The 10,719-nt window shown below is 36.8% G+C and carries 15 protein-coding genes; 3 read left to right on the top strand and 12 right to left on the bottom strand.

Annotated elements, in window-relative coordinates; translation table 11 throughout:
- A partial coding sequence (locus tag BN358_RS16605) for a DUF378 domain-containing protein (RefSeq protein ID WP_019229665.1) occupies positions 1–181 on the bottom strand: 181 nt, incomplete at its 3' end.
- Between the two features lie 159 nt (positions 182–340).
- Here BN358_RS16605 and BN358_RS16600 point away from each other — a divergent pair.
- On the top strand, positions 341–589 hold the full coding sequence (locus tag BN358_RS16600) for a hypothetical protein (protein WP_019229664.1): 249 nt from the start codon (positions 341–343) through the stop codon (positions 587–589).
- Between the two features lie 64 nt (positions 590–653).
- Here the strand turns inward: BN358_RS16600 and BN358_RS16595 are convergent, their stop codons facing one another.
- The 8 genes from BN358_RS16595 to BN358_RS16570 form a co-directional block, all read right to left on the bottom strand.
- Entirely contained in the window at positions 654–932 is a 279-nt protein-coding gene (locus BN358_RS16595; RefSeq protein ID WP_019229663.1) for a hypothetical protein, read from the bottom strand.
- Between the two features lie 13 nt (positions 933–945).
- The gene (locus BN358_RS25705; RefSeq protein WP_019229662.1) at positions 946–1,095 is read right to left on the bottom strand and encodes a hypothetical protein; all 150 of its coding nucleotides are present in this window, start codon (positions 1,093–1,095) and stop codon (positions 946–948) included.
- Positions 1,096–1,674: 579 nt separating this feature from the next.
- Positions 1,675–2,349: an ABC transporter ATP-binding protein gene (locus BN358_RS16590; RefSeq protein WP_019229659.1), complete on the bottom strand. Its 675-nt coding sequence runs from the start codon at positions 2,347–2,349 to the stop codon at positions 1,675–1,677.
- Positions 2,342–2,554, bottom strand: coding sequence for a hypothetical protein (locus BN358_RS22525; RefSeq protein WP_051011032.1), 213 nt, complete (start codon positions 2,552–2,554; stop codon positions 2,342–2,344). Before BN358_RS22525 ends, BN358_RS16590 begins: the two co-directional genes overlap by 8 nt.
- 44 nt (positions 2,555–2,598) lie before the next feature.
- Positions 2,599–3,093 carry an ABC transporter permease gene (locus BN358_RS16585; RefSeq protein ID WP_051011031.1) on the bottom strand — a complete coding sequence of 165 codons (495 nt, stop codon included), beginning with the start codon at positions 3,091–3,093 and terminating at the stop codon, positions 2,599–2,601.
- Entirely contained in the window at positions 3,068–4,105 is a 1,038-nt protein-coding gene (locus tag BN358_RS16580) for an ABC transporter substrate-binding protein (RefSeq protein WP_019229658.1), read from the bottom strand. Before BN358_RS16580 ends, BN358_RS16585 begins: the two co-directional genes overlap by 26 nt.
- Positions 4,106–4,113: 8 nt before the next feature.
- A complete protein-coding gene (locus BN358_RS16575) occupies positions 4,114–4,359 on the bottom strand; it encodes a TM1266 family iron-only hydrogenase system putative regulator (RefSeq protein ID WP_019229657.1) in 246 nt (81 codons plus the stop codon).
- A 169-nt stretch (positions 4,360–4,528) separates the two neighbouring features.
- Positions 4,529–4,726, bottom strand: coding sequence for a helix-turn-helix domain-containing protein (locus tag BN358_RS16570; protein WP_019229656.1), 198 nt, complete (start codon positions 4,724–4,726; stop codon positions 4,529–4,531).
- 183 nt (positions 4,727–4,909) lie between these two features.
- Between BN358_RS16570 and BN358_RS16565 the strand changes: the two genes are divergently transcribed.
- Together BN358_RS16565 and gltX are read left to right on the top strand one after the other, a co-directional pair.
- On the top strand, positions 4,910–5,347 hold the full coding sequence (locus tag BN358_RS16565) for a GNAT family N-acetyltransferase (protein ID WP_019229655.1): 438 nt from the start codon (positions 4,910–4,912) through the stop codon (positions 5,345–5,347).
- A gap of 218 nt (positions 5,348–5,565) precedes the next feature.
- Positions 5,566–7,212, top strand: a complete 1,647-nt coding sequence (gene gltX / locus BN358_RS16560) for a glutamate--tRNA ligase (RefSeq protein WP_019229654.1) — start codon at positions 5,566–5,568, stop codon at positions 7,210–7,212.
- A gap of 171 nt (positions 7,213–7,383) precedes the next feature.
- Here gltX and BN358_RS16555 read toward each other — a convergent pair whose 3' ends face one another.
- From BN358_RS16555 to argJ, 3 genes are read right to left on the bottom strand one after another with little or no spacing between them, the layout of a single operon-like run.
- On the bottom strand, positions 7,384–8,604 hold the full coding sequence (locus BN358_RS16555) for an aspartate aminotransferase family protein (RefSeq protein WP_019229653.1): 1,221 nt from the start codon (positions 8,602–8,604) through the stop codon (positions 7,384–7,386).
- Positions 8,605–9,474 (bottom strand): acetylglutamate kinase, encoded by an 870-nt coding sequence (gene argB / locus BN358_RS16550; RefSeq protein WP_019229652.1) that lies wholly within the window; start codon positions 9,472–9,474, stop codon positions 8,605–8,607.
- An 8-nt stretch (positions 9,475–9,482) separates the two neighbouring features.
- Positions 9,483–10,703, bottom strand: a complete 1,221-nt coding sequence (gene argJ / locus BN358_RS16545) for a bifunctional ornithine acetyltransferase/N-acetylglutamate synthase (RefSeq protein ID WP_019229651.1) — start codon at positions 10,701–10,703, stop codon at positions 9,483–9,485.
- Positions 10,704–10,719: the final 16 nt, after the last annotated feature.

Below are 10,719 nucleotides of genomic sequence, written 5' to 3'. Positions count from 1 at the left end.
TTCGTTGTAATAATAAAGTTATGCAGTAAAGTCCAGCTAATCCAACAAGTCCATATACTATTCTGCTGAATATAGCTGTCTGGCCTCCGAATATAGCAGCAACCAGATCAAATTGAAACAATGCTATCAGCCCCCAGTTTATGGCTCCTATTATGACTAGCACCAAGGCAAATTTATCCATGGGCAATCCTCCTTATTTAATATAATGTTATTGTTTCAATAAATTTCTATATTATGCATATATTTTAAAACAATGATTTTTAAATCAATTATTTAACATATATTTCTATTGTGAATATAATAATTACAAAATGCATATTAATTGAGGAGGTTTTTATTAATGGATAATTGCAGGACTGAAAATATAGTTGAAGCAAATGAAAACACAAACATTCAATGTGACAGAAGGCCGCCGGTTGTTCCGGTTCTTCCGGTATCACCGGTATTGGGTGCACGCGGCGGAATAGATTCTTCATTGTTGTTTTTCTTTTTACTTCTTGTTTGCATAGTATGCCAAAGCGACTGCGGAATAGAAATGGATACACTTCTTTGGTTCTTCCTGCTTTTGGTTGTAATATACAACATGTAAGATTAATAAAAAACTGCCTGGTATTCAGGCAGTTTTTTATTAAATCCGGTGGTAGCCGGTGTTTTTAAATTTTATTTGTACCGTCATCAATAAGCTCAACTTCCAGTTTGTCAAAGTCAACTTCATCAATAAAATCATGAGGGAAAAACGTGACTATCTTAAACTGAGAAAATTCCATGTCATGTGTCTTAAGCCATACAGGAACGCTCATATCAAACTTCTGGCATATTTCTTTAAGGCATTTTTCTCTTTTTTCATCGTGAGAAATATTTTCTTTATTGTTGACAACCAAAGAGTCAACCATACGATTAGATTTTATTTTTTTTGCCCACAGTTTATACATATGCCACCTTATATTATGAATATCTCGGGGTTACAATATAATCCTTTGTAAAAAACCCTCCGAAGTCTATTTTTGCTCCCAGCAAGGTTCGATCAACTTCTGCCGTCACAATTATTTCTATGCCGTCAACGTTGTATACCTTGTCATCTTTTTTTTGCTTCACCGAAACAATTTTATAGTTGTATCTGTTTCAGCCTACAGGAATTCCGTACAAGACTATGGGAATATTCTGTTCTTTCATTAAAGCCAGCTTTTCCTTTGCCCTGTCTGTTATTTTAAATTCCATAAATGCCTCTCTATCTAGAGAATTTTGGAGTTACTTCAAATCCTTTTTTAAAGAAGTTTGTTGAATAATCAATTTCTGCGCCTTTGATTGCTCCCTCTAGTTCATCTGATACTATAAGTTCAATTCCTTCAGCGTCGTAAACTTTATCATTTTCTGATTGTTTCTCCGAAACAATGCCAAATTCGGCACCACATCAGGAAAAACCTGTGATTTTTAATTTTATAGGTTCATTGTTGCTTTTCATTTCAAGCATTTTTTCTTTTGCTTTTTCTGATAATTTAAATTCCATAATATCCTCCATCTTTTTTCTTATTATACCACAATATATAAAAAATTTTCATATAAATCAGTGACTAAGTTACAAAGCCACGTTTTATCTTTTGCTTATATGTTAATATAAATTCAGTAAATGTCAAGAAAAATATGGATTACAGAAAAATAATTGCCAATATTTTTTTATGCTTCAATCAAAATATTTTTTATGGATTCACGGTCATTGGTATTTTTAACGTCAATTATCAGGTTGATTTCAACAGGACGGTTCTTGATTACATAAATTTTGTCTGACAAATTGACGGCTTCATCAACATCATGGGTTATGAATATGACTGTTCGTCTGCTTTCTTTCCAAAGCCTCTTGAACAATGATACTATGTCTTGTTTCAATTTCATGTCCAGTCCCTTGAAGGGTTCATCCATTATGAGAACATTTGAAGGATAGGCAAAGGCCCTGGCTATGGATACCCTTTGAGCCATGCCACCGCTTAATGTTTTTGGCCTAAAGTCCATGTAGTCCGAAAGTTCAACCATTTTCAGATAGCTTTCTATGATTTCTTTGCGCTTTTTGTTGTCATAAATGTCTTTGAGGACGAAATCCAGATTGTCATACACGCTGTACCAGTCAAGTAGATTTGGCTCCTGGAACACATAGGAGTACAATGCATCTTCAGTTCCTGATACAATTCCCTCATCAACAGCAACTAGATTTGCTGCAATATTTGCTATAGTTGTTTTTCCTACGCCTGAAGGACCAAACAGACATGTTATTTCATTTTCTTCAAATGATATGTTGAAATTTTTCAAAAGAACCATATTATTATATTTTTTAGTTATATCAATCAATTTAATCATTTTGTCTTCCTGCTTTAAATATTTTTTTTAGCAATTTTTCAAAGAAAATGCTCAAAAGAACTATGATGATTGTCCATGCAAACAAGTCCGGAATTTCAAGGTAAACCTTGGAATCATACAAGAATCTTCCTATTGAATACTTTGGTAAACTCAAGACTTCTGCAGCAGATGTAACCTTCCAGCTTATGCCGAGAGCAGATACCATGCCTGCCTTTATGTAGGGAAGAGCGCTGTAAAAATAAACTGATTTTATAACCCGTATTTTTTTATGTTGTAAATTTTACACAATTGAAGAAGCTTATTGTCAGCGGAATAAATTCCCTGTATGGTATTAGTCCAGATGATTGGAAAGCACATTAAAAATGCTACAAAAACAGGTACGTTTGTATCCTTGAACCACATTATGGCAATGATAATAATGCTCATTACGGGTACGGTCCTTATAATGCTGACCAAAGGATTTAAAAGATTGTAAACTGATTTGTTCATTCCGCACACAAAACCCATTATTACTCCATAAAATGTTGAAATTAAAAATCCCGTCAGAGTCCTGTATGTGCTGTAAAAAATTGTTATGTAAGTTACTTTATCAAACATTAAATCAAACAATGATTTAAAAGTGGCAAAGGGAGAAGGGAGATAAATCTCCTGATTGATTATCAGCGAAAGTATCTCCCACACAGTTATCCAAAATATGATTATGAAAAAATTCCTGTACTTACTCAGCAAAATAGAATTTTTCATCTGGCATGCTTCCTCCTACTGAAGCAGGATTTGATTCAAACAATATCCCATAAAAACTGCTTAATTTTTCCTTTTCTGTTGAAACTGATCTGTATGTGATTCCGCAGTAAGGAATTGCTTTTTCTACTATTGCAGCGCTTGGCATAATACCGTTTTTCTCAACTAACAATGATGCCTCTTTTTGATTTGCTAAAACCCAGTTTACTGATTCTTCGTATTGTTTTAAAAATTCAGTTACAAATTCCTTGTTGTTTTCTGCAAACTCTGTGTTTATTATGATGCAGCCTGTATAAAGCTCACTGGCACCTTTAGTTGCTTCCTTCCATGCTTCATTTAAATCTATGAGCATTTTTACATTTTGATTTTTTATTGTCGTCTGTGTAACAAAGGGCTGTGGAAGAAGAGCAACTTTTGTGTCTTCTGCAATTACAGCCTGAGCAAGTGTTGCATGGTCTGTGCTGTAATCAAGCTCTACTTTGCCTTCAAGATTGTTTTGCTTTAAAATATAGTTCATAGCATAATCGGGTGTTGAACCCTTTGCGCTCATTCCAAGTGTTTTTCCTTCAAGTTCTGAAATGTTTGAAGTGTTGTCGCTTCCAACAACGTAAAGGTTTCCTACAGTGTTTACAGCCATTATCTGAATTTTTCCGCCTGTCTTGTTGTACAAAACAGCTGCAAGGTTTATGGGCACGGAAGAAATCTGGATGTCACCGTTTATTATTTTTGCGCTTAAAGCATCAGGTGCGCTTTCTGCTATGTATTCAACGTTGTATTGTTCGCTGTTCATTGCTTTTTCGTCAATCATTTTTATCATGCCTATTGATGTTGGTCCCATAAGGCCTGCAATTGTTACATCAATGGGCTCTTTTGGTTCTTCTTTTACTTGTTCCTGCGGTGCAGGCTCTTGTGGATTTGCCGGAGCGTTGTCTGTCTTGCTGCTGCAGCCTGCAAAAATGGACAATATCATTGCCAGAATCAAAAGCAAACTTAAATTTTTCATAGATTTTTTCATAAATCCTCCTATTTTTTGGATAAGGCGCTTTTTACGCTCAATCCTTTGATTTTTCCAAGCTTGCCGGTAAGAGCTCCTATTTCGTCTGTGGTTCCGTCTACGATGATTGAAATTACATTCACTCCTCTTTCCTTGTAGGGGATGCCCATTCTGCCTATTATGATATCGCCGTACTGGTGAAGAATATCATTTACTTCGGCTATGCGGGACAAATCTTCAATCACTATTCCTATGACACCGATTCTTTTGTCCATATTACCTCCTTATACAAAAAATATTCCTTGCATAACAAGGAATAATCATAGAGAACATTTTTATTTGTTTCCTTGCTCTTAGAAAATCCTTAAGCTTAGATTTGATATTAATTTAACATAGCTAAATTATAAATACAACCATAATAATATTAAGAATATTTAATATTATTTATTCAGCATCTGTCAGTTCTTCAACTGAAATATTGAAATATTGTGCAAAAGCCGACAAATAAAAATCTGATGGTACTTCTTCGTTGTTTTCGTAAAGCTTGATTCTTTCTTTAGGTACATTTAAAACGTTGCCCAGTTCCTGTTTGGTCATATCCTTTTCTTTTCTGATGCTTCTTAACTTTTCACCTAATGTCATAATCATCACCTCAGTTTATTTTGCTGATACTGTTAATATTATACCACAACCAGGAAAAACTACAACATTATTCATTGTCACGTGCTTTAAATATTGTTATAATCTTTATAGATGATATAAAAAACAGAGGATAAAAATGAAAATTGGTGAATTTGCAAGATTTCAAAATATAAGAGGTGCAATATGATAACTACCAGGTGGCTTCAAGGCAGGGAAAATATAAGTGATGCTATTTCACTAAGAAAAAATGTATTTTGTTATGAACTTAAAGCAGATGAAAATCTCATAACGGATATTTATGATGATTTTGCATTCAGTCTTGTTGTGTATGAAGACAATGTACCTGTTGGTACGGGAAGATTGCTTTTTAAAGAAGGAAAATTTTTTGCTGACATGGTTTGTGTCTTGGTACAACATCGAGGTAAAAAATATGGTGATTTAATTATAAGAATGATTGTGAGAAAAGCTTTTGACATGGGAGCTGAAAAGACTTATGCAAAAATAGGAAAGCAATGCAAAATGCTTTTTGAAAGCATTGGTTTCGAAGAAGTTTCTGAAGAAAACGGTGAAATCTTGATGATGAAGACCGGAGATGTTGGAGGAAACTGCTGCAAACATTGATACTACAAAAATAGTAGACAAAATATGTTAATAAGTATATAATTATGAAAACTGTCTATGACTCATGGTCAAGCGGTCTGCCACCATCTCAAGGTGGAATCAGGGGTATGTTTCCCTTATTGTTACCAGAAATGTTTGAGGACGGTGTATGTAATAAATACCGTCTTTTGTTATTTTAATTAAAAAAGCACATACTAGTGCTAGTTGCGGAGGAAAAAATGGATTATAAAAAACTTGCAGAAATGTTGTTTCCGGATATAAAGGAATCAGTACAATATTATGAAGAAGAAGTGTTTCCCAAAAGAAATCTGAAAGAAGGAGCAAAGGTTACAAGACTGGCTCCAAGTCCTACAGGTTTCATTCATCTTGGAAATCTTTATGGAGCTTTTGTTGATGAGCGCCTTGCACACCAAAGCGAAGGTGTATTCATGCTTAGAATTGAAGACACAGACGAAAAGCGAAAAGTGGAAGGTTCTATTGAAATAATAATTTCATCTCTTGAATACTTCGGGTTGAAGTTTGATGAAGGAGCAGGTATTGATGGAGAAGTTGGAAGTTACGGACCTTACTTCCAAAGCAACCGTGGAAAAATTTATCAATGTGTTGCAAAATACCTGGTAGAGCAGGGAAGAGCATACCCATGTTTCTGCACAGAAGAAGAACTTGAAGAAACAAGGAAAAAACAAACTGAAGAAAATGTAAATACAGGGTATTATGGCAAATGGGCGAAAGATAGAAATCTTACACTTGAAGAAGTCCAGGAAAAACTTGCCAATGGCGAAGAATTTGTAATCAGATTCAAGTCTATGGGAACTGAAGAAGGAACATTTGAAATAGATGATGCCATCAGAGGCCATCTCACAATACATGAAAATTATCAGGATATAGTAATTTTAAAAACAAACGGAATACCTACATACCATTTTGCCCATGTTGTTGACGATCATCTCATGAGAGTCACACATGTTGTAAGAGGGGAAGAATGGCTTTCAACACTTCCTATTCATTATGAAATATTTACAACACTGGGGTGGGATACTCCTGTTTACTGCCATACAGCACACCTGATGAAAATGGATAACGGGGCAAAGAGAAAGCTATCAAAAAGAAAAGACCCGGAACTTGGACTTGGATTCTACATGGACCTTGGATATCATCCTGCAGCTGTGAGAGAATACTTGCTGACAATTTTAAATTCCAACTACGAAGAGTGGAGAATTGAAAATCCTGACAGCCATACGGACAATTTCAAATTTGCATTAGAAAAAATGAGCAATTCCGGAGCGCTGTTCGACCTTGATAAACTTAACAACATAAGCAAGGACGTACTCCTTAAGTTTACAGCAGAAGATATTTTTAACTTCATGCTTGACTGGGCTAAAGCACACAAAACTGAAATAACAAATGTACTTTCTCAACATAAGGAAGATGTAATTAAGCTTCTTAATGTTGGAAGAAGCGGAGATAAACCACGCAAGGACCTCATGTACTGCCAGCAGATTTTTGAATTCATAAGTTATTTCTTTGATGAATATTTTGATGTTGTTGACAATTATCCTGAAAACATAAATGCTGAGGAAGCAAAAAAACTGCTGAAAGCTTATCTTGAAACATATAATCACAGCGACGACCAGAGCCAGTGGTTTGATAAAATAAGAATAATAGCACAGGACAACGGATATGCTGCAAAACCAAAGGATTACAAGAAAAATCCTGAAATGTACAAAGGACATGTGGGTGATGTAAGCTCTGTAATAAGAATTGCAGTCATAGGACGTGCCACATCACCTGATGTATGGGAACTTCAGCAGATTATGGGTGAAGGAAAAGTAAGAAACAGAATCGAAAAAGCAATAAACAAATAAAAGAAGAGCCATTAGGCTCTTCAGACTATTGACAAACTCCGACGCTGTCATCCTGAACGATAGTGAAGGATCTCATCTTTGTTGAAAACATGAGATTCTTCGAGCAAGCTCTCAGAATGACAACGTCCAAATGTATACTTTGTCAGAAACCTGAAGAGCTTTAGGCCCTTTTTATTTGTTTATTATTTCTTCTGTTGTTATAGCTGCTGCTTCAATTGAAGATTTTAATTTCACAATCATTTCATCAACATGTTGTTTTGTTATTACAAGTGGAGGAACAAGTCTTATAACGTTTTTGCCTGCGGTAATGATTATAAGGCCTTGTTTCTGAGCTTCTAACACAATATCACCAACAGGAACAGTAAATACAATTCCCTGCATGAGACCTTTTCCTCTTCTTGTTTCAATGAAATCATATTGCTCTATAAGCTTGTCAAGTTCATTTTCCAGATATGGAGTGATTTCAGCGACATTTTCTAGAATTTTTTCAGATTCAAACAAGTCAAAAACCTTGCTCACTGCTGCGCATACAAACGGATTTCCGCCGTATGTGGTGCCGTGGTCACCGGGAACCATGGCTGATGCTGTTTTTTCATTGGCTGCAAATGCTCCAACAGGAACGCCGCATCCTAAAGCCTTGGCTGAAGTCAATATATCAGGCATTACTCCGTAATCCTGGTATGCAAACATTGATCCTGTTCTTCCCATTCCGCACTGAATTTCATCGAAAATAAGCAAAATATCATTTTCGTCGCATATTGATTTAACTCCCTGCAAGAATTCCTTGTCTGCAGGATAAATTCCTCCTTCCCCTTGAACAGGTTCCAATATTATGGCACATGTTTTTTCGGAAACCAGGGATTTTACGCTTTCCAGGTCGTTCATTTCTGCAAATTTAACTCCCTCAATCATGGGCTTGAAAGCTTTCTGGTATTCAGGGTTTCCTGTCACTGAAAGTGCACCCAGGCTTCTTCCGTGAAAGGAGTTGTTCATTGAAATTATTTCGTGTCCGGCTGAGCCGTCTTTGTTGTAGGCATATTTCTTTGCAAGCTTTATTGCTCCTTCAATTGCCTCAGTACCGCTGTTTGTGAAAAATACCCTGTCCATTCCTGAAGCTTTAGTAAATTTCTTTGCTGCTTCTATGGCAGGCAGGTTGTAGTAGTAGTTAGACGTGTGCAAAAGTTTGTCCACCTGGTTTTTCAATGCATGATTGTATTCCTGGTTATTGTATCCTAAGGCAAAGACAGCTATGCCTGAAGCAAAATCAAGGTACTGCTTGCCGTCAGTATCGTAAAGATACACCCCGTCGCCTTTGTCTAAAATTATTTCGTATCTTTTGTAAGTTTTGAGAAGCGCATTTTCTGCCTCTAAGATGTAATTTTCTTTATTCATTTAAATATTCCCCTTTGCTAATATTATTGTACCCATTTTTTTGTTCAAAAATTCTTCCAGCAGCGAATGCTGTACTCTTCCGTCTATGATGTGCACCCTGGAAACTCCGTTTTCCACGGCTTCAATGCAGTTCATGAGCTTTGGAAGCATGCCGCCTCCCGCACCGCCGCTGTTTAAGAATTGTCTTGCTTCATGAACTGAAAGTCTTGGAATCACTGTTGAGGAATCCTTGGGATCCTTGCACACTCCTTCTATGTCTGTCAAAAAAACCAGCTTTTCCGCTTTAACGCACGTTGCAACTGCACACGCAGCCTCATCGGCATTTATGTTGTAACCTTGATAATTTTCATCAAGCCCTATGGGGCAAATGATGGGAGTGATGTCTTTTTCAAGCAGCATCATTATGAGAGAATTATCAACATGGTTTATTTTCCCAACATAGCCTAAGTCGGCTTCATCAGAATATCTTTTAGAAACTTTGATTGTACCTGCGTCCTTGCCGCTTATGCCTACTGATTTGACACCATAGCTTTCCATAAGCTGAACAAGTTCCTTGTTGAGCTTCGACAATGCCATTTCTGCAATTTCCAGAGTAGGTTCATCCGTTACTCTGAGTCCATTTACAAATTTATTTTCAATTCCCAGTCTTGAAAGCCATTTGTTTATTTCTTTGCCGCCGCCGTGAACAACAATTGGTTTTAATCCTGCCTTTTTCAGCAGAGCCAAATCTTCTACAACATTTTTCTTGATATTCTCATCTGTCATTGCACTTCCACCATATTTCACAACAACAATTTTGTTTTGGTATTCTTTTATGAATTGAAGTTCTTCAGGCTCCATTGCTTGATTGATTAATGATTCTATTTCCATTGATCCTCCTATGATCCATATGCTGCATTGATTCTCACATAATCGTAGGTAAGGTCGCATCCCCATGCAGTTGAGGACTGATTTCCCATTTTTATGTCGGCAATGACAGTGATTTCTGGTTTTGAAAGTATTTCTTCAGCTGCTTCCTTGCTGTATATTAACTCTATTCCGTTTTCTATCAGTTTAATTTTTCCGCCGCTGCTTTCAAAGTACAAATCTACGTCATCGGGGTCAAATTCTGCACCAGAGTATCCCATGGCGCAAAGTATTCTTCCCCAGTTTAAGTCGTGGCCGAAAATTGCAGCCTTTGTCAAATTTGAGGACACAATGGATTTAGAAAGCTTCATAGCCTGCTCCTTTGTGAGGGCATTGATGACTTTTACTTCGAAAAGGGATGTTGCTCCTTCTCCGTCCTCGGCTATTCTTTTGGCAAAGTAAGTATTTATGAAATTAAGAGCTTCTGCAAACTTTTCATAATCTTCATTCTTCTCAGTAATTTTATGGTTTCCTGCCAGTCCGTTTGCCAGTAGCAGCACAGTGTCGTTTGTTGATGTGTCTCCGTCCACTGAAATCATGTTGTATGTTTCCTTAACATCCGTGCTCAGTGCTTCCTGCAAAAGTTCCTTTGAAATGGCAGCGTCTGTTGTTATGAAGCTTAGCATTGTGCACATGTTGGGATGAATCATGCCGGAACCCTTGCACATCCCCCCTATGGTTACCTTCTTGCCTGAAAGTTCAATTTCCACAGCCAGTTCCTTTTTCCTTGTGTCTGTTGTGAGTATTGCTTCTGCTGCCATTATTCCGTCTTCCTTAGAGCTTCCGAGAATAGGAACAAGATTTTCTATTCCGGTCTTAATTTTATCAATTGGTATTTGTTTTCCGATTAAGCCTGTAGATGCAACAAGTACGGCTTCGGTGGGAATTCCAAGATTTAATCCTGTGGTAACTGCCATGTCCCTGCAGTATCCCATTCCTGTTGCACCTGTGCAGGTGTTGGCTACTCCGCTGTTAACAACCACTGCCTGAACAAAAGGAGACTTTTTAACCATTTCCATATCCCATTTGACCGGAGCTGCCTTTACTATATTTGTAGTGAATGTTCCTGCTGCATTGCATGGAACTTCACTGAAAATCATTGCCATATCCTTTTTCTTTTTGCGGATTCCTGCAAAAACACCTGCAGCCTTGAATCCTTTAGGGGAGGTGATTCCTCCTTCTATCTCTTTCATACTTTCCTCCTGTATT

Source organism: Sedimentibacter sp. B4, assembly GCF_000309315.1.
Classification (GTDB): domain Bacteria; phylum Bacillota; class Clostridia; order Tissierellales; family Sedimentibacteraceae; genus Sedimentibacter; species Sedimentibacter saalensis.
Note: the sequence above shows the minus strand (reverse complement) of the source record. Positions and strands in the feature narration are given on the sequence as shown.